The following is a 23,018-nucleotide window of genomic DNA, read 5'->3' as shown; positions in this document are numbered from 1 at the left end:
TAAATATTAATTATTTTGCAAAATTCAAGGGGGGATAAATAAAAAATTAGATCGCTTTCTATTATTCACTACGTAAAGAAACAATAGGCTCCATTTTAGCTGCCCGTTTAGCAGGATAAAAGCCAAAGAAAATTCCTGTAGCAACGGAAACCGCAAAACCAGCAACAGGCGGCAATAAGTAGAGCATAAATGTCCAACCACTAAAATAAGCAACACCGGCTGTAAACAATAGTCCTAAAATGACGCCTAAAACTCCGCCTAATAATGACAAAATAACTGACTCGACTAAGAATAACATTTGAATCTCTTGGTTACGCGCTCCAACTGCTTTACGAATTCCTATTTCCTTTTTACGTTCACTAACAGAAACCAACATGACATTCATGACGCCAATACCACCAACTAATAAAGAAATACTACCAATAACTGCTAAGAGTAGGGTAAAAATACGTCCTTGACTTTCCATACTAGCAATAATTTGCTTGGCGCTACGAGGAAATACACTTAATTTAGGAGCATAAGTAGTGATGTAGTGTTTAAGCTCAGAAATAACTTCATCAATTGGGCTATTCGGCTTTAAAAGCATAATAGCATTATTGATCTTTGTATCCTTACTAATTAAGGCTACGCCTGAAATGGGTACTATTACTGCTTGATTAATATCCTCATTAAAAAAGCCACTTTCTTGCCACGGCTTAGTGATACCGATAATAGTATACATTGCCTGGCCTATACGTAATTGTTTACCAATAGGGTTATCTAAAGTGAGCTGTTTTAACTGATCTGCCAGTCCACTACCTATCACACAATAATGTTCAAAAGATTCAACAAAGGAAACAAAATGACCTTCTGCCATATCAATATGAATAATTCGTGCCAAAGCATCATCAGCACCAACGATAGCGCCTCTTAACGGAAATCCTTGAAAGCTTATTGTTTGGTAAGCTGTTGCATAGGGCGCTATTTCTTTCACCGCTGAAATTCTATCAGGAATCTGCCGCCAAACCGATAAGGGCACTTCATTACCACCACTTTGCGAACTTTGCTTTTGTTCTTGTTGAAATAAAGAGACAGCCAGCAAATCAGTACCAAGTGCTTTGAACTGAGCTAAGGCTTTCTCAGTCGCCAATTGACCACAACTAATTAAAGCCACCACCGCAGCAGTTCCCACCAAAATGCCTAATACGGCAAGAAATGAGCGCAGTTTGGCTGCATTTAAATTAATGATTGCTTGCTGGCAATGACTAAATAAATTCATGGCTGACTCTCAGCAACAATTTGGCCATCTATTATGGTAATACGACGCTTACATTTAGCAGCAACTTGATTATCATGCGTTACCATAATAATAGTCCGACCTTCAGCATGCAAAGTTAGAAATAAATTTAAAACCTCTGTGCTCGTTTTTGAATCAAGAGCACCTGTTGGTTCATCAGCAAGAATAACTTGAGGTTCACCAACTAAGGCACGAGCAATGGCCACTCGCTGTTGCTGCCCACCTGATAGTTGCGTAGGACGACGCTCAGCAAATGTTTCCATACCAACGCGCGCTAAAGCCTGCATGACTCGTTCATCTATTTCTGAGGCACTGATATTTTTTCTATAAATGAGGGGTAATGCTACATTTTGCTTGGCTGTAAAGCGTGACAATAGATTAAATTGCTGAAACACGAAACCAATTTGTAAATTACGAAGTGCCGCTAATTCATCTTGATTGAGTGCTGCACCGTTACGCTGATTAAGGAGATACGAGCCACTATCGCCTTTATCAAGTAAACCAATAATATTCATTAAGGTCGATTTACCTGAACCTGAGGCACCTACAATAGCCAATAACTCACCAGAGTCAACAGATAATGAAACCCTCTTTAATACCTGACTTGTGACTCCTCCTAGAGAATAATTTTTAACTAACTCCTTAATCTGTATAAGTGGCTTATCCATCATAGACTACTGTATCACCTATTTTTAAGCCCGATTCTATAATGACCTTATCTGCTAGGGCCGAACCTGTGGCTACTTGACGAGTGGCAATTTTACCATCTGCAAGAACTCGAACTACATTGCTACCCTTTTCACGCTTTATAGCCGCAATCGGAATAACTAATTGATTATTTCCTTCCAGCGAAAGTTCAATCGCTGCACTCATCCCTACTTTAACTAACGCTTGTTGCTTGGCTGTTAACTGTTTAACTTCAACTGTAGCATTAAAAGAAGGCAGACCATTACTTCCTGTGCTTGAGGCTTGCGCATTAATCGCTACTAATTTACCTTCTAAAACTTCTTTACCTAAAGCAACACCGGTTATTTTAGCCTGCATACCTGGCTTAATTTTATCAATGTCCACCTCAGGCACGTCAATTTCTACACTAATTCCTCTTAAATCACCAATTAAAGCGATCACCTGACCTGCTTTAACCGCTGAACCCACTTTTAAATGGCCTGATTTTTCTTCTCCTGATTTAGGTGGAGAAAGTAATATGCCTTGGGCAGGCGCTTTTAAATGAATAAGATTATGATTTCTTGTTAGAGCCTCTTTAACTTTATTAAATTCTGCAATACTTAAAGTTGATAAATTTTTCGCATCAGTATCATCAATTTTATCTAACATTTCTGTCAACTTTCGCGTTGACTGCATTAGTGCAACACGTGCTGTATCTAAGCTAGATTTTTCACTTAAATAATTATTTTTAGCAATTAGGCCTGCTTTCCACAGTTCATCTGTACCTGTAAATTTAGCTTTTGCAATTGTAAAATTATCCTTAGCTTTTAAGTAATCCGTTAAAATTTCATTATATTGCTTCTGTAGCTCTGTCGAATTTAAAGTGATGACTACCTCATCTTTCTTAACCACTTGTCCATAGTTGTAATTCATCGTTTCAATGACAGCATCCATAGGGCATGTAATAGCACTTTCATGAAGCGGCTGAATAGTCCCGGTAAAATACAGGGTTTTATGAACAGGCTCTGACTTAACAGTATAAGTTTGTTGTTTACTTGCTGTAGGCTTACTGGAGTCACTACAGCCTATTAGAAGTATTACTAATAATGTAATTGTTAATGTTGAAATAATTTTCATTGACCGTACCTAAGCTTAATCTGCCATTCATCTAAGGTTGTACCTAATAAGCGCTGCAGGGCTGAAATTTGGTTAAGATAGGCTATTTTAGCACTAATCAGCCCTGCTTGAGCTTGTATTAATTGATTTTGGGTATTACTTACATCAAGTGCCGTTGCGATTCCAGCTTGTAATTTTTTCTTTTCTAATTCATAAGATTGCCTAGCTAATCTAACTTGCTTTTCTGCTAAGCGATATTGTTTAGCCTGGCTTTGAATCGCATTAATTGTATTAGTAATGGTAGTAATAAGGGCACGCTTTGCGGCAATCAAATTTAATTTATCTCTTTCTAACTGTACTTTAGCATTGATTAATTGGCTACGCCGACCGACATCATTAATAGGAATATTAAGTGATAAGTTTATTGATTCATTTATATTGCGGCCATTATAAATGCCTCTTAAACCTCGATTAAGGCCGGTTACATCTGATGTTGTACCTGATTGAACACCACCGCTTAAGTTAAGTTCCCAGAGTTGCTCATTTTTAGCCAAATTAAAAGCTCTTTCATCCGCTTTCACCGTCATTTTTTGTGCTAAATATTGGCTATTATGATTAAGCGCAATATCAATAGACTGCCCTAGACTTGGCACTTTAACGTTATCTAAATTCACATCACTAGGTACAGCCAAGTGCATATTTGGATCAAGGCCAATTGTTTGTAATAAATCTTGCGCTGCTGTTTTAAAATCATTCTCGCCTTGTTCAACCATCAAGCTTAATGACTCAATTTGATAAGACTGTTGGATATTGCCCGTAGGTTCTAGCTGACCTGCTGCAATTTTCTTTTGATTAATTTCAAAAGTGCGATGCGCTTCTTCTAACTGACGGCGCTGATTTTCTAAATTATTACCACTTAAGATCAAATTACGGTAGGCACTAATTACTTGGGTGATTTGGTCAATAATGGATTGTTTTAAGTTAATTTTACTTATGAATTCTGCGTCACGCGCATCTAATAATCTTGCCTCATTAACATTTTTACCAAAACCACGTAATAATGGTTGATTAAAAGAGAAATTAAGTACGGGCGTAAAAGTATTATAATTAGGTACATTATTATCTATACCTACGCTTAATGTTGTTCCATACTTAGTTTTTAAAGATACCTCCGGTGAAACATAGAGAGATTTATTGACACTATTACCTACACCACTAAAGCGATTCTTTTCTATCGAAGCCGCACCCTCTATAGCATACTGCAATTCAAATTCATTATTGGCCAGACGTAACTGATAGCGCTGGATAATTCTATCAAGTTCAGCATTTTGAATATTGGGGTTATAACGTAAAGCCAATAAAATAGCTTCTCTTAAACTTAAATGTTGAATTTTCTTATTCTTTACACTTGGCGCGGTTGGCAATTCAACCCAATTGTTGAGCATGTATTCAGGATTAGCCATGGCTGTTTCTAAACGTTGGCTTGCCTGGCTAACTTCTAGAGCTTCTTGCTTAGGCGCCTCTACCCAACGATATAATGAGCTACTTTCTTTACGAGGAGTCGTGATGGAAGCTGCATAAAGATTAAGCCCCCCTAAAACCATAGCTAGGGCCCAACCAAGCACTAAACGTATTAACCTCATGTTTAACAAAAGCATCAAACCTTAAAAGTCTTCATGGTTAAATTTAAATCATATCTTGCTGCACTATACCATTTTTAATCTTGCTGGCAAGCCTAGCGTAAGACTTAAGATTCTAATCTAACGTCAACCACTAAATTTTAGACAAGGTGCAGGTGAGGGAGGCGAAGAAGTGTACATAAAAGTACATGACTGATCCGAGTGAACTTGCAACGCAGTATAGAGCTTAGTGAATGTCATATATATCGCTGCCCACCAAGCTTTAGACAAGACGCAAGTGAAGCGAGGCGAAGGAGTGTACATAAAGTACATGACTGATCCGAGTGAACTTGCAACGCAGTATAAAGCTTGGTGGATGGCGATATACAATAAAAACTATTCTTTCCTAGAAAGACTATGACATAATCCCTACTAAACGATTTACCCTAAAATAATATGAAGTATTCTGACTTGCGGGATTTTATTGAACAACTTGAAGCCCGTAACTTATTAAAGCGTATTAACTATCCTGTATCGCCTTATCTCGAAATGACGGTAGTTAGCGATAAAGTTTTAAAGGTCCAAGGACCGGCGCTCCTCTTTACGCAACCTAAACAAGCGTCAATGCCTATATTAACTAATCTTTTTGGGACAGTAGAACGGGTTGCATTAGGTATGGGTGAAGAAAGTATTACAGCTTTAAGAGAAGTAGGTAAATTGTTAGCGGCATTAAAAGAGCCTGAACCTCCTAAAGGGTTTAAAGATGCCTTTAGCAAGTTACCTCTTTTAAAGCAAGCGTTAAATATGGCACCTAAATACATCAATTATGCAACTTGCCAAACCCATGTATGGGAGAAAGACGAGGTTGATTTGTATCGTCTACCGATTCAAACTTGTTGGCCTAAAGATGCAGCACCCTTGATTACTTGGGGATTAGTAACCACTAAAGGCCCTGAGAAAACGCGAGAAAATATGGGTATTTATCGCCAACAAGTGCTAAGTAAAAATAAACTGATTATGCGGTGGTTATCTCATCGAGGTGGTGCTTTAGATTTTCAAGCTTGGCAGCAAGCTTACCCTGGGGAACGTTTTCCTTTTGCCGTTACTTTAGGCGCTGACCCAGCCACTATTCTTGCAGCGGTTACACCGATTCCTGACACACTATCTGAATATGCTTTTGCAGGACTACTACGCGGCCAACGCACTCAATTAACCCGTTGCATAGGTAATGATTTACATGTACCTGCAACTGCTGAAATTATATTAGAAGGTTATCTAGAGCCTGGCGTTGAAGCACCAGAGGGTCCTTATGGTGATCATACGGGGTATTATAACGAAGTACAGGCCTTTCCCGTTTTCACGGTAGAACGAATAACTCATCGCGATCAACCTATTTACCATAGTACCTATACTGGCCGCCCACCTGATGAACCAGCTATTTTAGGCGTTGCTTTAAATGAAGTATTCATCCCATTATTGCAAAAACAATTTCCGGAAATTGTTGATTTTTATTTGCCTCCTGAAGGATGTTCTTATCGATTGGCTATCGTTACAATTACAAAACAATATCCTGGTCATGCTAAGCGAATTATGATGGCCGTTTGGTCTTTTTTAAGACAATTCATGTATACAAAATTTGTCATTGTTTGTGATGATGATATTGATGCACGCAATTGGCAGGATGTTATCTGGGCAATGACGACTCGCATGGATCCCTCACGTGATACTGTTGTAATGGATAATACACCTATTGATTATCTAGATTTTGCCTCACCTATTTCAGGGCTAGGTTCGAAAATGGGATTAGATGCAACAAGTAAGTGGCCCGGTGAAACACAGCGTGAATGGGGTGAGCCTATAACTATGGATAAGGATGTTGTACAGACTGTAGAAGCTTATTGGCAACATTTAGGATTATCATTGTGAATCAAACTTTAATTAGCGCCCAGATTGAGTGTATTTCACCGCTAACCGACAGGGTTATGAAAATCATCCTATCGCCTAGTCATTATATTGATTATCAAGCGGGACAATATTTACAAATTTTTTTAGCAAATGAGTATTTAAGTTATTCTATCGCTAACGCGCCTTTAGGCTCTCATAAATATGAGCTTCATATTCGGCATGTCCAACAAGACCTTTGTAATCGCGCCCTCTTTGCTGAAATCAAAAAACGAGGCGCAGTTAACATTCGTTTACCTTTTGGTGATTGTCATTTAAATAAATTAAAAACTAAGGCGCCCATATTGTTTATTGCTGGAGGTACTGGCTTTGCACCTATTAAAGCAATGATAGAACAATTATTAGCTACAGGTGATTCAAGGCCTTTTGAGCTTTATTGGAGCGCACGTTCTCAAAGTGATTTATATATGGATGAAAAAGTGAAGCAATGGCAAGCCCATGTTGACCATTTTCGTTATTTTCCTCTTTTATCTAATACTAATATAAAAGATAAAATTGCTAATTATATAGTTCAGCAACACCCACATGACTTGAATAAATATGAAATTGTTATTGGCGGCCCGTTTGATATGGTTTATGACATTCGTGATGCCTTAGTTGCCCACGGAATTCCAATTAATCATATATATTCTGATGCATTTAGCTTTGAAGCAAAGAAGGAGTAATTAAATGGAAACGGTTTATCAAATTTTAGGACTTATTGGTGCAGCATTAATTATATGGATTATGTATCGCAGTATTAAATCTAGGCCCGATTTATTTAGCCGCGACAATTTAAATAAAAGTTTTTTTACCATGGGAATATTAGCTATCATTTTAATTGCCTTTGTAGGCCTACTAATATTAATGGTTAGGAATACTTAGTGCCTATTTATATTACTACAATAACGACCCTGTTGTATTTTAAGATAAGAAGAAATTTTTGGATTATCAATTTCATGCTCAAAAAGATCGTGTTTTAAATGGCACTCTTCCACGTAAGTTATTTGACTACTATTATCAACCAATAAACGATACCAAGGATTGCGAGTAGCAAAATCACGCTTAGTTGCTTGGGGGTTAGGGCGCCCCGAAGCTTGGAAGAGAGGATCGATATCGATAACGACGGCTCGATAACCTTGCCGTTGATGCACAACACAATCACCAATATTAAACTTTGCCACTTTTTGCATGTTACCTTCCTTTAATAAAGGTAGAACATGTTTTTTATCGGTTATTATGTTTACAAACTTAAGTATTTTTCTGTTTATAGGACGCTAAAATAATACCTAGCTCATATAAAATGCACAGTGGGACCGCGAGCATAACTTGTGATAGAACATCAGGTGGCGTTAATAACATACCAATGGTAAAGGCGCCCACAATAACATAAGGGCGAATTTGCCGTAAAACAGTGATACTTACTAAATCTAAATGAGCCAAAGTTAAACAGATGAGAGGTACTTGAAAACAAAAACCAAATAACAGCAACATCCGCGTAATAAAATCAAGTGTGCTTGCCATATCAGGCATGATCTTAACCGGAAAAGGTGTTGCTTTAGTAAAAAATTGAAACATAAAAGGTAATACAATGTAAAAGCAAAACAGCACGCCAGTAATAAATAAAGAGATACTTAATAAGATACTACTACCTAACTTTTGTCGTTCACGTGCATAAAGTCCTGGCGCTGCAAACTGCCAAATATGATAAAGTGCAACGGGTGCGGTACAGAGTAAGGCTGTATCAGCAGCTAAATTGAGTGGTGTTAGAATGGGAGACGTAATTTGAGTTGCAATAATAAAATTATCAGCCGGTAAAATAGAAAGCAACGGCTTTACGAGCCAATAAAATAGTTGTTGCGAGAAATAAAAAAACAATACAAAAAAGCATAGAAAAATACTTATTACAAGCAACGCACGTTGTCTTAATTCTAATAAGTGGCTTAACATGAACTCGCTTGATAAGTTAAGTTTTAAATTAGCATAATTTTATTCTTGATAGGGAGCAACCTTTCTGCAAAATTTTTAATTATGCAGCTTAAAATTAATAGGAACATCTCATTTTACGTTGCATAATTTCAGCCGTAGCTAACCCATTAATATCTATTCAACTCCTGTCAAGACTGTAAATTACAAGTTAAAATAATACCTTTATACAGCCTTAAAGCGATATAATATGCTCTTAAGTACAGTTTAAGGTGTTTTGAGGTAATTAAGTGAACCATAAGCCACGAAAGCGATTTGGTCAGAATTTTCTAAAAGATCAGGCCATTATTGCAAATATAATTAATGCACTTAGCTTACATCCTGATGATAATGTCTTAGAAATTGGCCCTGGCAAAGGCGCATTAACCAATTTACTGTTAAAACATTTAAAAAAACTAAGAGCTGTTGAAATTGATAGAGATTTACAGGCCTTCCTAAGCCAGGCTTTTAAACCAAATCAATTAGAAATTATAGCTGCCGATGCACTAACTATTCCTTATGATACCTGGGGGAATCAGTTACGTATTGTAGGTAATTTACCTTATAATATTTCTACCCCTTTAATACTACATCTGTTATCTTTTGTTAAAAATATCAAAGACATGCATTTTATGCTGCAAAAGGAAGTGGTTGAACGGTTAAGCGCAGAACCTGGTAATAAGGACTATGGTCGATTAAGTATTATCGTACAATACTATTGTGAAGTAACCCCTTTATTTGATGTACCGCCAGAGGCTTTTTATCCTGAGCCCAAGGTCAATTCATCGGTAGTAAAATTAGTGCCTTACTTAACTTTACCTCATCCAGATGCTGACCTTAAAATATTACAAAAATTAGTAGCAACTGCATTTTCGATGCGACGTAAGACCTTAGCTAATAATTTAAAATCACTTATTAGTGCACAAGAATTAACTAGTTTAGGGATTGATGCTGGTTATAGGCCTGAACAAATTAGTCTACTAAACTATATTAGAGTGGCTAATTTTTTAGCAGAAAAAATAAATTTAAATAATAAACGGTAATTTTATAAATCATGGCTAAATTTTTGGAGATTAACTTGTTTAATCGATACAGTAAAAAAGGTATAGGACAGGCTAAACCCTTAAAGGATTTAACACGAATACTAACTGTAGAAGAAATACTTTCAGAAGAGAAAAGGGCTTTATTGCTAGAGCAAATTGGTAGCGCGTGCTCTTTAGAGAAATCACGCTTTGATAGCCTTTGTTTAAGTATTATTCATAATTTGGTTAATCATGTACAAAATTTACCAGAAACTTCAAACAGTTATTATTCTCAACAAGGCGGTCTATTAGATTATGCGCTTAATCGAACTGAAGCAGCACTTAATTTATTTAAAAAATTTGTCCTCTTAGAAGAAGAGACAGATTATTCCGAAGAACAAAGATTATGGCAATATGCTTTATTTTCTGCAGCCTTATTACAGGGCATTGGCAAATTACAAATTGATTATCTAGTAGAGCTTTATGATAATAACGGGCAATTCCTAAAATTATGGAACCCATTACTAGAAGACTTAGCTTCTATAGGTAGCTGTTATAATTACTCTTTTCAAAAAGAAAATGATAATGATTTACGTAAGCGTTTAAACATTCTTTTAGCCCGAACGTTAATGCCAACAAGCGGCTTTAGTTGGATTGTTTCTAATACGCAAGTTTTAGCTGTTTGGCTTGCCTTACTTAATGAAGATCTGTATTCAGCAGGAACACTGGGCGCTATATTAATTCGCGCGGATGCAATAGCAATACAACGATATCTCAATCAATTAAACTTTAAACTTGCAAGTAATAAAAATAATCGCTATGGCAGGACAGGTACCTTTACTGGTGGAGTTCCAGAATCCATTAGTGAGCTGGAACAACAAATAGGAACACAATTCGTCCAATGGCTGACTAAATCTCTAGAGTCTGGAATTATTATGATTAATAAGGCACCTTTATATATGGTACCAGGCGGTTTATTAATGTGTCCTGATATTTTTAAATGGTTTGTTCGAGAGCATCCTGAATATAAAAACTGGCAAGCTGCTCAAAATGCTTTTTTATCTTTAAAATTACATGAAGTTGGCCCCGACGGTAGCACTTTAGCTCGCTTTGAGCAAAATAATACTAAGCAAATGCAAAGTGGTATTGTATTTAGTCATTATGCGGTTGCCTTACCTGCTTCAGTCCAATTTTATAATTTAAACACAGGCAAAACATCAACCATATCGGATATTGAAGTTATTCATTCAGCGCAATTTTCTAGTAATTTTACTGCACCGCAACAAACGAATGTTACTAATTCGTTAGAGGTATTAAATACAGCTGGCCAGTGGCAACAAGCAACCGTCTCAAAAACGCCAGAGCAAAAATTAAATCCTGGATTAACATCGCGTGGCTGACTATGTTATTGGTGATATACAAGGTTGTTTTGAGCCGCTTCTACGTCTACTTGACCATATACAATTTAATGAGCATACAGATAAACTCTGGTTTGTTGGCGATTTAGTCAACCGCGGCCCCCAATCTTTAGAGGTCCTTCGATTTGTTAAAGATTTACCTATTAAATCGCCGATGACATTAGGAAATCATGACCTACATCTATTAAACAAGCTCTTTGGTAATGCTTCGAGAACAAATAAAGATGACACGCTGCAATCAATCTTAATGGCCGATGATAGATATGAGCTAGGACACTGGTTGCGTCAACAGCATTTTCTTTATTACAGTGAAGCATTTAATATTGTCATGTGTCATGCTGGCATAGCCCCTATATGGGATTTAGCTACTGCTAAAGCATGTGCTTTAGAATTAGAAGCTGTTTTACAGGGCGAAGATTACCAGGCTTATCTAAATCATATGTATGGCAACCTACCGAATTCTTGGTCACCTCATCTTACGAGTTTTGAGCGGTGGCGAGTTATTACAAATTATTTTACTCGTATGCGTTTTTGCGGATCTCATGGTGAACTACATTTAGAATATAAAGGGACTATTGAGGAAGCTCCACTCCAATTCATACCGTGGTTTTCTGTCCCAGGAAGGCAAGAAATTGAGGCGGATATTGTTTTTGGCCATTGGGCTGCCCTACAAGGTAGGTGTTCTCACCCTCGTATTTATGCTCTCGACACAGGCTGCTTATGGGGCGGGCGCCTTACGGCTTTACGTCTTCAGGATAGACAACTTTTTTCTGTTCCTGGCTTAAAAATATAAATGTATAAGCTTTAGAATAAAGGCCATTTAAAATCTTTTTTATTAGAGTAGGTCTTTTATCTTTTAACGTGAATTCTAAGCAGATTTATTTTAGGGAATAAAATAATGAATAATTGGATGATTTATGGCGCGAATGGCTATACAGGTGAATTAATAGCAAGAGAAGCAAAAGCTCGAGGGCTAAGCCCAATTCTTGCTGGACGTAACGCTGATAAAATTCACTTATTGGCTAATGAACTAGGATTTACGAGCCGTGTTTTTGATTTATTCGAGCAAGCTGACTTAATAAAACAACTCACTGATATAAAAATAGTCTTAAATTGCGCTGGTCCTTTTTCCTCTACAAGTCAACTATTAATATCAGCATGTATTCAATCTAATACACATTATGTAGATATTACGGGTGAGATCAGTGTTTTTGAATATGCTTATGGGCAAAAGGAGCAGGCAGAAATAGCCCAAATCGTACTTTGCCCAGGGGCAGGATTCGACGTTATACCAACTGACTGTGTCGCAGCAAAATTAAAGCAAGCGCTGCCAGATGCTAACTATTTAGCGCTAGGCTTTGATTCTAACTCTGTTTTGTCGCCAGGCACAGCAAAAACGGCTGTCGAAGGTTTGGCAGAGGGAGGTAAGGTGCGTATTAATGGGGAACTAAAAACGGTCCCGTTAGGATGGAAAACACGTAAAATTGATTTTGGCAAAGGTGAAAAATTAGCCACCACTATTCCCTGGGGCGATGTGAGCACTGCTTATTACACAACAAAAATACCTAATATTGAAGTTTATCTTCCTATCTCTCCAAAGAATCTATCTTTCCTCAAAAAAGCCAATTACTTACGGTGGCTTCTAAAATTAAACTTTGTACAAAAATTTTTAAAAAAGAAGGCTGCAGCTCAAAAAGGCCCAGATGCTAAACAACTTAAAGAGCTAGTTACCTATGTTTGGGGAGAAGTAAAAAACACTAAGGGTGACAGTAAAACTATTCGTATTACCACTGGTAATGGATACGCCCTTACAGTAACAGGTAGCTTAGCAATTGTCGAACACCTCTTAAAAAATCAAGTAAAAGGTGGGTATCGAACACCTTCACAATTAATGGGTGCAGCATTCATTGATCAATTAACGTTAAATTAATTAAAACCCTAAATTTAGGGTTTTATTCACAAGCCTGCTAACTAGAAAACTACTTTAAGGCCCTTTAATAGTAGACTCTAAAATTTTAATATCATCAACAAAGCATTTTGTTTCACCACTCCAAGGAAAAGTAAATGCTTCACAATGATAAGTCAGCATAACATGTTTATTGCTTTCCATGGCTAAAATGGCTTTCTTTACTAAATCTGATTTAAATTGACCAAGCGTAAAATGAAACTCTTTGCCAGTTGCGCCACTTGCATTATCAAGCCCACCACGAATTAACTCCCCTTCGTACGTACCCCAGTAACGACCTTCTTTTGCGACTTTGACAATAATACCTGACTTCTGTCCGGATTGAGTTGTCCAGCAACCTGTTAACAAACTACTTGTTACTAAAAGCAAGCCAGCCAGAATTATCCTCATAAGCGCCACTCCCCGAAATAATGAATTAGATTAATAAATGCTTTAGCTAATTATCCAGCTTATTTAGGCTTTTTTAAATATTACAAATAATTAAGCATAATCTATTCTGTTATCACTAATTAAGTATAGAAAATAATTATAATTTTATCGCTTTCCGATAAGATTAAGCAAATGAGGTAAGTTAATTTTTATCAAGTAAGGTAGATAAACTTTAATTTAATAGAAGATTAGATAGCATAGAAAAATTTTACTTAACCGTAGGTAAAAAGATGCCTTTCATTAAACTAGTTAATGAAAGGCAAACTAAATTAGTGCATCATAACATAACGGCCATGTTTAACTGTATAAGTATGACCATTATGATAAATAACACCATGCTTACGGAAAGCAACCATATCTCGATAAACAACAGGTTGGCCTGTTAACACAGCTACACCACCACCAACTGTATCAGTAACAACTGCACCAGTTGTATTGACAACACCTGTGCTTGTTCTTACGACAGCGCCACCCATGTTGTCCATAGTATTCCAACCACAGCCAGCTAAGGCTGCTGAAAGTATAGCAACAGAAGTTGCTGTGAGTATTAACTTTTTCATATTCTTCCCTCTTTCGTTAATAGTCCATAATTCACTACTACAGTTTAAACATAGTACAAAATTTTATAATTGCTAAATTTAAGAGGGAAAATAACTTTTATAAACAAGGATAAATTATAGGTTGAGCGTCTAACTTATACACTAATAAGGCTCAATTATTACTATAGATATTTGTGGGAACTTCACTAATTTCACTCTCGGCTTTCTTGGCAGAGAAAAATTGTGGCATTAGAACCTCTTTTGCTTGCTGACTAACTGATCTTCTTGAATCAGGCCTACCGAGTTGCTCTACACTTAAATTAACCTCCCCTTTTAAAGGTGCATTATCTACTTTATTTTGACAATGACGTGAAATAAGTGCCAGGGTTAAACCTATCGTAAGAAGAATGCCACCAACTAATGCAATGCTAGCGCTACTTACAGCTACTGCAGCGCCAACAGGCGGTATTAAAGTAATGAGTGCAGTAGTTAATGCTAAAAACCCACCTAACACTAGCAGAGCACTAGCGACCTCTACACTAGGATAAGACATTATTTTTACAGCCAAAGAGGTATCTGGAGAATATTGAATGAGCAGTGTTACATCGATAATTATGGTTTCTTTTGGTGTAATTTTTAAATGCTTTAATTCTTCATCAAGTATGTTCCATTCAAAACCAGAATGAAAAATCCCATGGCTACTATTATTTTCTAGCATTGCTTTATCAGCTATATCATAAAAGATAGTAAGTTGTATTTTTTTACAAGTAGACCATCTATCACTTTGGGTTTGTTCTCCTATACCAAATGACTTTTTTTTTAAAAAGAAGTGCATGCCTCGAGAATTAGGATTATTTTCTAATAAAAATACTGAGGGTTTAAAATTTTTTTTCATAATATACAATTATTAGTCAGATTAAGCGCCAAAGTATAAACTTTTATAGTAACTTCTCAAACTCTAATTGCCTAAGATATAGTCTTCGTTTTTCTCAGACTAAAATAAGAACAAACATGGCCTTAATTAAAGGCTAGGACAGATCTATAATTTTTAAAAATTGTTTAATGCAATTAAGAATACATCAAGGAAGAGCCTTAAATAAGGATAAGTACCCCTTAAGAAATCTATATGCTTCTTTATAAATACCGGGGCTGTTTGACTCCCTAGGCCCTGCGATATTAAGTACACTAATATTATTTACCTCTACCCAGTCTACGCAATTATTTGTTTGAACTTTATATAAACTAACTATTAAATAGGGTTTATGTTGTTTTTTAGCCTCTTGAATTGTTAAACCGGTACCATCTTGCATATTAGACCATGGCCAATTAGGTACAATAATTAAGGTGCCATCCGAATCACGAACGTTTAATTTTGTACGTCTAGCCGGATCTGATGTAGTAGTTTCTTGTAAACTAGGATACTGATTTAAGATACAACTACCATTTTCATCTAACCCGCCTTTTACACACCATCCTCCAGTCATAAATCCTAACTCCGCTGCAACCTTAAGCGCTGCGTGATCTACCCCTGTTTGGCCACCAGAAACAATTTTATTAACCATGCCATCACTCTAATATTAAATAAATACACGTAAACTTAGGAGAATTTATCAATTGATGTGTTAACGTAAGACCACATACATGCAATTTTTGCAAATAAATTGTAAAAAAAGCCTCAATTTGCCTAAATAGTCCTCTAATTAAGGTTAAGATCATAACATTAGTAAAGTATTAAGGAAGCAGACATGGCTACGTTATCAGCACTTGGTACTCCACCCAAGTTAGAAAATGGAGATAGAAGAGACGCAAAAGCTAAACCCGTTGAAACCATTTGTAGTATGTGTAAAGCCCTTGGCCGAACTTTTTGTCAAGGCCACGGGGGTGGCGGTGGCGGTTCCAGTGATAAAGGTAAGTTATCAGTGCGTGATCCAGGTGATTTGTATGAGAACGAAGGTACACCCTCACTCAATTTAAAACCATCTCCTATAGAGGGAATGTTATTATCTTCATTTTTAGAAGCTAGTGAGGTATGGCATGAATCACCCGAAGAAGACCTCCTATATGGCTATAATAATGATTTAGCCCTTATCTTCTTATCTTTGAATTTATCCCAGGGCTTGATTACTTTTAAAGAAAATAAATTGCTGGATATAGATGAACAAAAGGATCTTGCCACTCTATATGATGCGATAAATAATGAATTCAAACAATTTAAAAAAGAATTGAGCGATCAAAATATTAAGCTTAATGCCACATTAATTCGGGTAGATAATAAACTAAGTATTTCTTTTCGTGGTGATTCATCAAAATACTACGATGCATTTGTTACAAGGCTAATGGATAAAAATTTAATTCCTGCAAAAAAAGTGGAATTAGAGCTTGCGCAAACTGCACAAAAACAAGGCGTTTTTCTCGCCTCAGATAATAAAGCAGATGATTACAAATCACCAACGCCCTTTGATATTTCTCGTGGACCAAGACCACCTGGTTATCCAGAACAAGCCGGCTAAATTATAGCGTTATTGCTTTAACTTTTTGTCAAAATTATTCGCATGAGGAAATAAGTGATAGGCACAAAAAGTAAAATAATGAGCAATGGCGCAATCTTTTCATTCATACCCAAAAAATAAACAAAAAAGTTCAATAAAATTACGCTAAAAATAAACTGTAGCAAATAGATTAGAGGAAATTGAAGGCTCTTTTTAAACGAATGCTTTTCCTTAAATACATAAATTAAATTAAGTAAATAAGAAGTAACGACACTTAATAAATAAGTAATAGAATAAGCAATATTCAGTGTGGTAACATTTAATAGAAAAAGATATACAAGATAGCTAATAAGCGTGTTTAGAGTGCCAACTATCACAAACCTTATAAAGGTAGGATTATAAAATTTCTTTACCCACTCAAGCTGAGTTACCGTCAATCTCATCAAAAATTCTCCATACCTGTACTTATTAATTCTAACATTAAAATAATTAGACTTAATAACAAGGATATAATTTCAATCACTGTTACAAACCTAGCAAGAGTCGCTGTGGAATTAGTGCGTAATCAGTATTATTTATCCATTTCATCATTAATATTGCTATTCTTCTATCATTATAGGTATCAGAATTAGTTAATTAAAATTATTTATAACGCGAATTCTGTTTAAGCTATTAATTCATATCGCTCATTATCATCAAGCTTAAGAGCAGGTTTGTTAGGATGTAGTGCATAAGCAATACATGAAGCAATCATATTGGCAAAGCCATTAATAGGACTTCGGTGTCTAGTATGTTCAAGATGAAAGACATTTTTAAGTAGGTTGTTGGTGCTTTCAATAAGCCCACGTTTACGTAGAAAAATCTTATCCATAAGCGGCATTAGTTTATTTTTCATTCGTTTTCTAATTCCTGTAATCAATTGCAAGCCTCTATCGAGTAGGGTCTGGTTGGGCTTTTGATCAATATATCCTTTGTCAGCAAATAGCTTTCCAATCATATCACGTGTCATCTGCTCTACTGGTTTTCGGTCATCACAATTACCTGGGGTTAGTTTGCAAGCACATAATTGTCCCTGACTATTAGAGATAAGATGCAGTTTAAATCCATAAAACCACCCTTTAGTCGTTTTTCCAAGTTTTGCAAAATCTCGAAAAATAGCGTGGCTCGATGTCCTTTTGTTATGGCAAACAGCAAAGGAGGTTAAATCAATAAAGCCTAGGCCATCAAAGGGGACACAAAGACTTTGTAAAAAAGCACACAAGGGAACAAAATTCTTGGTAGCCTTGCTATAAATCGCGTATAGGATAGTGCTTTAGGAAAAGCTTTTCTTAAACGCCCTTGTAAAACTTCTCTATGATAATAGTGCTTGAAATCTCGATAACCGGATGGTTGAAATAATAGATAAATGGTGATGAACTCACTTTCACTTAAGTTGCCTGACCGTTTACGTTGACGCTTGCCGCCAGCTAAAAGCATCTTTTCCCATTGAGGTATAAATTCTTGACAAAAATCATCGACAAGACAGAATATTTCCTCTAAATTCATTGTAGGCCTCCAGATCATTTTTATTGTTCGCACAACGAATTTGATCATAGTGAGGCCTTTTTTTCAATTATTCCTTAAGCAGAATTCGCGTCTTAGAGCTAATCCTGCTAACTTAACCCTTAAGCAGTTAAACCGTCGCGATGCCTATTTACTCAAACAACCTGCCATTGCCGCTCTCTATTATTTTAAACAACGACTACATCGCTTATTGATGAAAAAGCATCGTACTGCTAAACAGTGCGCTCGACTCATTCTACTCTTCCTTAAGCGATTATAGCAGCTCAAAGACAGTCCTATTGCTTCTCTAAAAACCCTCGGTAAAACTATCTTTCTTTGGCGGGAAGAAATCGTTAGAATGTGACGCTTTACTAAAAATAACGGTATCACTGAAAGCTTCCATCGTAAGATGAAGCTCATTCAACGGCGTGCTTATGGCTTTAGAAATTTTGAAAATTATAGGTTGAGAGTTAAAGTCTTGTGTTCTTGATTAATGCCCCCGTAAATGGGGAAGACCCTCTTGCTCCTTTACAAACCCTGGCTAAAACCCTGTATCTCTGGCGAGAAGAAGTCGTGCGTATGTGGCGATTTACTAAAAATAACGGCATCACTGAAGGCTTTCATCGTAAGATGAAACTCATCCAACGACGTGCCTATGGCTTTAAAAATTTTGAAAATTATCGTATAAGGGTGAAAGTGTTATGCGGTTGATTATTGTGCCCCCTAATTTGGGGAAGACCCCACATATTCGACACGTAAAATTTGAAATTTTGATGAATCAGTATAGAAGCCATATAAAATATGGCTCCCCGGGACGGGCTCGAACCGCCGACCTAATGATTAACAGTCATCCGCTCTACCGACTGAGCTACCGGGGAATGAGGCGGAATCTTAAATCGATTCCGCTTGTGGGTCAATAGTATTATTAAGTATTTTGAATTTTTTTTACTTTTGACAGAATTGCTGCAAGCGATCCATGGCTTTTTGTAGACATTCCATACTTGTTGCAAACGATAAACGAATACAACCTTCATTACCGAATGCGGACCCAGGCACTAAGGCGACACCTTCCTCTTGTAATAACTTTTCTGCAAACTCGATATCATTAGCAAAGCCTTTGCGCGTAATAATTTCTTGCACACTAGGAAAAATATAGAAAGTACCATCAGCTGGAATAACTTCAACGCCATTTATATTATTAAGTCGATCAACAAGGTAATCATGGCGTTGTTTAAATGCTTTAACCATGTCCTGTACCGTTTCCAAACCGCCATTTAAGGCAGCGACCGCTGCGCGCTGGGCGATTGAGCAAGGATTAGACGTTGCTTGAGACTGGATGGTTTTCATCGCATTGATAAGGGAGGCAGGCCCTGCAGCATAACCAATGCGCCAGCCAGTCATAGCATATGCTTTAGAAACACCATTAAGAACAATAGTACGATCATAAAGATCAGGACAAACATTTAAGATATTGGCAAATGGGTGTGACCAAATAATATGCTCATACATATCATCTGTAGCAATTATAACATGTGGATGACGCTGCAAAATCTCAGCAAGTGCTTGTAATTCAGCTATACTATAAGCTACGCCCGAGGGGTTAGAAGGACTATTTAGGAACAATAATTTTGTTTTAGGGGTAATAGCCTCTGCAAGTTGATTAGGGTTAATTTTATAGCGATTTGCCGGCATAGACGGTATAATAACAGGTTTACCACCAGCTAATAAAACGATATCTGGATAAGATACCCAATAAGGCGCCGGAATAATAACTTCATCACCGTCATTAATAAGAGCTTGGCAAAGATTATAAATACTTTGCTTACCGCCAACAGAAACAAGGATCTGATTTAATTGATAATCAAAACCGTTATCTCGCTTAAATTTATCGCGAATAGCTTGTTTTAATTCAGGTATACCGTCAACTGCTGTGTATTTAGTAAACCCAGCATTAATAGCAGCAATGGCAGCTTCTTTAATATGATTGGGGGTATCAAAATCAGGCTCGCCTGTTCCTAAATTGACAATATCAAGCCCTTGAGCTTGCATTTGAGTGGCCTTTGCTGCTACAGCTAAGGTAGGAGAAGGTTTTACTTGCTGCACGCGATTAGCTAGTGCAATGTACATATTAAAGCTCCTGTTAAATTGATTTTCGTAGTTTTAAATCAAATTAGGTTATTGTTGAAATGAAAAACATATTTAAAATTTATTCGAATTATAAACCAGCGGGCGATCAGCCTACAGCGATTAATTCCTTAATTGATGGTCTAAAATCAGGCTTAGCGCGCCAAATCCTTTTAGGTGTAACTGGTTCAGGTAAAACGTTTACTATTGCTCATGTTATTCAGGCATTAAAGCGACCTACGTTGATCATGGCGCCTAATAAAACATTAGCAGCACAGCTCTATGGCGAATTTAAAGCGTTTTTTCCTGATAATGCCGTCGAATACTTTGTCTCTTATTACGATTATTATCAGCCTGAAGCTTATGTCCCCTCCTCTGATATGTTTATTGAAAAGGATGCCTCTATTAATGAGCATATTGAACAAATGCGTTTATCAGCTACAAAAGCTTTAATTGAACGCAAAGATGCAATTATCGTTGCTACAGTTTCTGCCATTTACGGCTTAGGCGATCCTGATTCTTATTTGCGTATGTTATTACATCTATCCCGTGGAGAACAATGTGACCAGCGTAAAATTTTACAACGCCTTGCTGAAATGCAATACACCCGTAATTTGAATTTCTTGGAACGAGGTCAATTTAGAGTCCATGGTGATGTTATTGATGTGTTTCCTGCTGATGCTGAGAAAGAAGCTATTCGTATTGAATTATTTGATGATTATGTAGAAAATTTAGCAAGCTTTGATCCGCTAACAGGCGAAGTAATTCAACGCTTACCACGCGTTACCGTCTTTCCAAAAACTCATTATGTAACGCCGCGAGATAAATTATTACAAACAGTTGAATTGGTAAAAGAAGAATTACGTGAGCGTGTTAATGAATTTACTGCGCAAAATAAGTTAGTAGAGGCACAGCGGCTACAACAGCGTACATGTTTTGATATCGAAATGATGTTAGAGCTTGGTTATTGTTCCGGCATAGAAAATTACTCTCGTTATTTGTCAGGACGACAGCAAGGTGAAGCCCCTCCTACACTGTTTGATTACCTACCCCCAGAAGCATTATTAATTATTGATGAATCGCATGTCACAGTACCGCAGATCGGTGGAATGTATCGTGGCGATCGCTCACGTAAAGAAACCTTAGTTAATTACGGTTTTCGCCTTCCATCAGCGCTAGATAATCGACCGTTACGTTTTGAAGAGTTTGAAGCGCGCTCACCACAGACAATCTATGTTTCCGCAACGCCAGGCCCTTTTGAAATGCAACATGCTGATAATATAGCTGAACAAGTAGTAAGGCCTACTGGGCTTGTTGATCCAGATGTTATAATACGGCCTGTAAAAAATCAGGTTGATGATTTACTTTCTGAAATCAATCTTGTCGTTAAACAAGGCTATCGTGTTTTAGTAACAACGTTAACCAAACGCATGGCTGAAGATTTAACAGATTATTTAAGCGAGCATGGGATAAAAGTACGCTATTTACATGCTGATATTGATACCGTTGAACGTGTCGAGATTATTCGCGACTTACGTTTAGGTGAGTTTGATGTTTTAGTTGGCATTAATTTACTCCGGGAAGGCTTAGATATGCCTGAAGTAGCGTTAGTCGCTATTTTAGATGCTGATAAGGAAGGTTTTTTACGTTCTGATCGGTCATTGATTCAGACCATTGGCCGTGCCGCTCGTCATATTAAAGGCCGTGCAATTTTATATGCAGACCGAATTACAGGCTCAATCCAACGTGCCTTGGATGAAACAAAAAGGCGACGGGATAAACAAATTGCTTTTAACCTTGAGCATGGTATTACACCGCAAGGCATCAACAAAGCCGTCCAAGATATTATGGAAGGTGCTTATGGAGGTGCTAAGCGTAAAAACCAAGTTGCTGAGCGCCAGCCAACTTATAAATCTTTGACCCCTGAACAATTAGCAAAACAAATAAAGTTACTTGAAAAAGAAATGTATGCACATGCAAAAAATATGGAATTTGAGTTAGCAGCAAAAGTAAGGGATCAGTTATTAGCTTACAAGGAGCAATTAAAGAGTTTTGATATATAGGTAGCCGACAGCATGAGATTTGAACCCTTGGGTTCAAGTGGGTAGCGGATGAGTTAGTTCAGGCTTCCCACTTCAAGGTGGGCTTGCACAACGCTAACTACAGGATGCTTCCCTAAATATGTGCATTGGTTCATAAATCTAGCTACTGTCGGTTAAATGGAGTATAGCACCGACTACAATACATGACCATTAAATCAACAGTTAAAAAATAGAAAAGAAAGATGCTTTCTATTAATCCTTAAGCTTTAGAAGGGTTATTTCACTTAGAGCCTAATAAATTAAAGTTTAAAAAGGTACTTCAATCTATTTTTTCTTCGATAAAAGGATTGCCATTGACTACTTGATTTATCTTATTTTCTAAAGAATTAATAAATTGGGTAACTTGGTGTCTTTGCTGTTCCTGCTGTTTCTGGCAGACAATGAGCTCATGGCTAACATGTAGGGAGGCCAAAACTAAATTTTGAAAATCATCTAGCTGTTTAAATTTTTTTTTATTCTGTAATAATTGCTCATTTAATTTAGCTGCAGCCAGCTGTAGATTATCAACTTCATTTTCAGGGCACTTAATATCGTAATTCTTATTTAATAATTTTATTGTACAAGTTTTTGACGTTGTCATATTTTTTCGCCTTAAGCTGTTCACCATAAGCACCTTAGCGCAGTTATTTTTCAATTGATTAAGCAAGTTTATTAAGACAAATGCCTTTACCCTAAATCTATCTACATCTCTGAATCCGGCGGCTAAACCGCGAGATGTAGGTATAAAAAAACAAGTTATTTAATCTCGCTACGTTCCGCAACTTGTTCGCAAAATCCAGATTCAACCCTAGCACTCGATCCCGC

24 protein-coding genes, 1 tRNA gene, 1 other RNA gene and 2 pseudogenes are annotated in these 23,018 nt (G+C 36.9%); 11 read left to right on the top strand and 17 right to left on the bottom strand.

Annotation, left to right across the window (positions count from 1 at the left end; all coding sequences use genetic code 11):
- Positions 1–61: 61 nt before the first annotated feature.
- The 4 genes from E1P04_RS05980 to E1P04_RS05965 are packed head-to-tail and all read right to left on the bottom strand — an operon-like array spanning position 62 to position 4,701.
- Positions 62–1,258: an ABC transporter permease gene (locus E1P04_RS05980; RefSeq protein ID WP_131782009.1), complete on the bottom strand. Its 1,197-nt coding sequence runs from the start codon at positions 1,256–1,258 to the stop codon at positions 62–64.
- The gene (locus E1P04_RS05975; RefSeq protein WP_131782008.1) at positions 1,255–1,947 is read right to left on the bottom strand and encodes an ABC transporter ATP-binding protein; all 693 of its coding nucleotides are present in this window, start codon (positions 1,945–1,947) and stop codon (positions 1,255–1,257) included. The genes E1P04_RS05980 and E1P04_RS05975 overlap by 4 nt, the downstream gene beginning before the upstream one ends.
- Positions 1,937–3,079 (bottom strand): efflux RND transporter periplasmic adaptor subunit, encoded by a 1,143-nt coding sequence (locus tag E1P04_RS05970; RefSeq protein WP_131782007.1) that lies wholly within the window; start codon positions 3,077–3,079, stop codon positions 1,937–1,939. The genes E1P04_RS05975 and E1P04_RS05970 overlap by 11 nt, the downstream gene beginning before the upstream one ends.
- The gene (locus tag E1P04_RS05965; protein ID WP_131782006.1) at positions 3,076–4,701 is read right to left on the bottom strand and encodes a TolC family protein; all 1,626 of its coding nucleotides are present in this window, start codon (positions 4,699–4,701) and stop codon (positions 3,076–3,078) included. Before E1P04_RS05965 ends, E1P04_RS05970 begins: the two co-directional genes overlap by 4 nt.
- A gap of 432 nt (positions 4,702–5,133) precedes the next feature.
- Here E1P04_RS05965 and ubiD point away from each other — a divergent pair, with 432 nt between their 5' ends.
- Genes ubiD through E1P04_RS05950 form a run of 3 tightly spaced genes read left to right on the top strand, consistent with a single transcriptional unit; the run spans position 5,134 to position 7,503 of the window.
- A complete protein-coding gene (gene ubiD, locus E1P04_RS05960; RefSeq protein WP_131782005.1) occupies positions 5,134–6,603 on the top strand; it encodes a 4-hydroxy-3-polyprenylbenzoate decarboxylase in 1,470 nt (489 codons plus the stop codon).
- Positions 6,600–7,304 (top strand): NAD(P)H-flavin reductase, encoded by a 705-nt coding sequence (locus tag E1P04_RS05955; RefSeq protein ID WP_131782004.1) that lies wholly within the window; start codon positions 6,600–6,602, stop codon positions 7,302–7,304. The genes ubiD and E1P04_RS05955 overlap by 4 nt, the downstream gene beginning before the upstream one ends.
- A 4-nt stretch (positions 7,305–7,308) precedes the next feature.
- Complete coding sequence (locus E1P04_RS05950; protein ID WP_131782003.1) at positions 7,309–7,503, top strand: hypothetical protein; 195 nt, start codon at positions 7,309–7,311, stop codon at positions 7,501–7,503.
- Here E1P04_RS05950 and hspQ read toward each other — a convergent pair.
- Together hspQ and tatC are read right to left on the bottom strand one after the other, a co-directional pair.
- Positions 7,500–7,811, bottom strand: coding sequence for a heat shock protein HspQ (gene hspQ / locus E1P04_RS05945; RefSeq protein WP_131782002.1), 312 nt, complete (start codon positions 7,809–7,811; stop codon positions 7,500–7,502). The genes E1P04_RS05950 and hspQ overlap by 4 nt on opposite strands.
- Before the next feature lie 58 nt (positions 7,812–7,869).
- Complete coding sequence (tatC, locus tag E1P04_RS05940; RefSeq protein ID WP_131782001.1) at positions 7,870–8,568, bottom strand: twin-arginine translocase subunit TatC; 699 nt, start codon at positions 8,566–8,568, stop codon at positions 7,870–7,872.
- Positions 8,569–8,834: 266 nt separating this feature from the next.
- Here tatC and rsmA point away from each other — a divergent pair, with 266 nt between their 5' ends.
- The 4 genes from rsmA (at position 8,835) to E1P04_RS05920 (ending at position 12,953) form a co-directional block, all read left to right on the top strand.
- Entirely contained in the window at positions 8,835–9,626 is a 792-nt protein-coding gene (rsmA, locus tag E1P04_RS05935; protein WP_131782000.1) for a 16S rRNA (adenine(1518)-N(6)/adenine(1519)-N(6))-dimethyltransferase RsmA, read from the top strand.
- Between the two features lie 35 nt (positions 9,627–9,661).
- The gene (locus E1P04_RS05930; RefSeq protein ID WP_207385992.1) at positions 9,662–11,005 is read left to right on the top strand and encodes a TraI domain-containing protein; all 1,344 of its coding nucleotides are present in this window, start codon (positions 9,662–9,664) and stop codon (positions 11,003–11,005) included.
- Positions 10,998–11,816: a symmetrical bis(5'-nucleosyl)-tetraphosphatase gene (locus E1P04_RS05925; RefSeq protein ID WP_131781999.1), complete on the top strand. Its 819-nt coding sequence runs from the start codon at positions 10,998–11,000 to the stop codon at positions 11,814–11,816. Before E1P04_RS05930 ends, E1P04_RS05925 begins: the two co-directional genes overlap by 8 nt.
- A gap of 105 nt (positions 11,817–11,921) precedes the next feature.
- Entirely contained in the window at positions 11,922–12,953 is a 1,032-nt protein-coding gene (locus E1P04_RS05920; RefSeq protein WP_131781998.1) for a saccharopine dehydrogenase family protein, read from the top strand.
- A gap of 54 nt (positions 12,954–13,007) precedes the next feature.
- Here E1P04_RS05920 and E1P04_RS05915 read toward each other — a convergent pair whose 3' ends face one another.
- The 4 genes from E1P04_RS05915 to E1P04_RS05900 all read right to left on the bottom strand — a co-directional run bounded on the left by E1P04_RS05915 (position 13,008) and on the right by E1P04_RS05900 (position 15,519).
- Positions 13,008–13,379, bottom strand: coding sequence for a hypothetical protein (locus tag E1P04_RS05915; RefSeq protein ID WP_115329470.1), 372 nt, complete (start codon positions 13,377–13,379; stop codon positions 13,008–13,010).
- A 308-nt stretch (positions 13,380–13,687) separates the two neighbouring features.
- Positions 13,688–13,978: a hypothetical protein gene (locus tag E1P04_RS05910; RefSeq protein ID WP_131781997.1), complete on the bottom strand. Its 291-nt coding sequence runs from the start codon at positions 13,976–13,978 to the stop codon at positions 13,688–13,690.
- Positions 13,979–14,129: 151 nt separating this feature from the next.
- Positions 14,130–14,852 (bottom strand): hypothetical protein, encoded by a 723-nt coding sequence (locus E1P04_RS05905; protein WP_131781996.1) that lies wholly within the window; start codon positions 14,850–14,852, stop codon positions 14,130–14,132.
- Between the two features lie 184 nt (positions 14,853–15,036).
- Positions 15,037–15,519 (bottom strand): putative molybdenum carrier protein, encoded by a 483-nt coding sequence (locus tag E1P04_RS05900; protein WP_131781995.1) that lies wholly within the window; start codon positions 15,517–15,519, stop codon positions 15,037–15,039.
- Between the two features lie 183 nt (positions 15,520–15,702).
- On the opposite strand from E1P04_RS05900, the gene E1P04_RS05895 reads away from it, so the two are divergent.
- The gene (locus tag E1P04_RS05895; RefSeq protein ID WP_131781994.1) at positions 15,703–16,467 is read left to right on the top strand and encodes a hypothetical protein; all 765 of its coding nucleotides are present in this window, start codon (positions 15,703–15,705) and stop codon (positions 16,465–16,467) included.
- A gap of 17 nt (positions 16,468–16,484) precedes the next feature.
- Here E1P04_RS05895 and E1P04_RS18365 read toward each other — a convergent pair whose 3' ends face one another.
- The 3 genes from E1P04_RS18365 to E1P04_RS17860 form a co-directional block, all read right to left on the bottom strand.
- On the bottom strand, positions 16,485–16,889 hold the full coding sequence (locus E1P04_RS18365) for a GtrA family protein (protein ID WP_207385991.1): 405 nt from the start codon (positions 16,887–16,889) through the stop codon (positions 16,485–16,487).
- Between the two features lie 221 nt (positions 16,890–17,110).
- Complete coding sequence (locus E1P04_RS05885; protein WP_207385990.1) at positions 17,111–17,707, bottom strand: IS982 family transposase; 597 nt, start codon at positions 17,705–17,707, stop codon at positions 17,111–17,113.
- The gene (locus E1P04_RS17860) at positions 17,662–17,991 is read right to left on the bottom strand and encodes a hypothetical protein (protein WP_207385989.1); all 330 of its coding nucleotides are present in this window, start codon (positions 17,989–17,991) and stop codon (positions 17,662–17,664) included. Before E1P04_RS17860 ends, E1P04_RS05885 begins: the two co-directional genes overlap by 46 nt.
- 91 nt (positions 17,992–18,082) lie before the next feature.
- Between E1P04_RS17860 and E1P04_RS05880 the strand changes: the two are divergent.
- Together E1P04_RS05880 and E1P04_RS05875 are read left to right on the top strand one after the other, a co-directional pair.
- Positions 18,083–18,478 (top strand): annotated as a pseudogene (locus E1P04_RS05880) (ISL3 family transposase); the annotation flags it as partial.
- Between the two features lie 38 nt (positions 18,479–18,516).
- Positions 18,517–18,699 (top strand): annotated as a pseudogene (locus E1P04_RS05875) (transposase); the annotation flags it as partial.
- A gap of 91 nt (positions 18,700–18,790) precedes the next feature.
- On the opposite strand, the gene E1P04_RS05870 reads toward E1P04_RS05875, so the two are convergent.
- Both E1P04_RS05870 and E1P04_RS05865 read right to left on the bottom strand, forming a co-directional pair.
- A tRNA-Asn gene (locus tag E1P04_RS05870) sits at positions 18,791–18,866 on the bottom strand.
- Positions 18,867–18,933: 67 nt separating this feature from the next.
- On the bottom strand, positions 18,934–20,115 hold the full coding sequence (locus tag E1P04_RS05865) for a pyridoxal phosphate-dependent aminotransferase (RefSeq protein WP_131781992.1): 1,182 nt from the start codon (positions 20,113–20,115) through the stop codon (positions 18,934–18,936).
- Positions 20,116–20,174: 59 nt separating this feature from the next.
- Between E1P04_RS05865 and uvrB the strand changes: the two genes are divergently transcribed.
- A complete protein-coding gene (uvrB, locus tag E1P04_RS05860; protein WP_131781991.1) occupies positions 20,175–22,175 on the top strand; it encodes an excinuclease ABC subunit UvrB in 2,001 nt (666 codons plus the stop codon).
- On the opposite strand, the gene ssrS is transcribed toward uvrB, so the two are convergent.
- Both ssrS and E1P04_RS05850 read right to left on the bottom strand, forming a co-directional pair.
- Positions 22,174–22,332: non-coding RNA, 6S RNA (gene ssrS, locus E1P04_RS05855), on the bottom strand. The genes uvrB and ssrS overlap by 2 nt on opposite strands.
- Before the next feature lie 141 nt (positions 22,333–22,473).
- Positions 22,474–22,794, bottom strand: a complete 321-nt coding sequence (locus tag E1P04_RS05850) for a cell division protein ZapA (protein WP_131781990.1) — start codon at positions 22,792–22,794, stop codon at positions 22,474–22,476.
- Positions 22,795–23,018 lie beyond the last annotated feature (224 nt).

The sequence above is a fragment of the Legionella gresilensis genome, from assembly GCF_900639865.1.
GTDB classification, from domain to species: Bacteria; Pseudomonadota; Gammaproteobacteria; order Legionellales; family Legionellaceae; genus Legionella_C; species Legionella_C gresilensis.
Note: the sequence above shows the minus strand (reverse complement) of the source record. Positions and strands in the feature narration are given on the sequence as shown.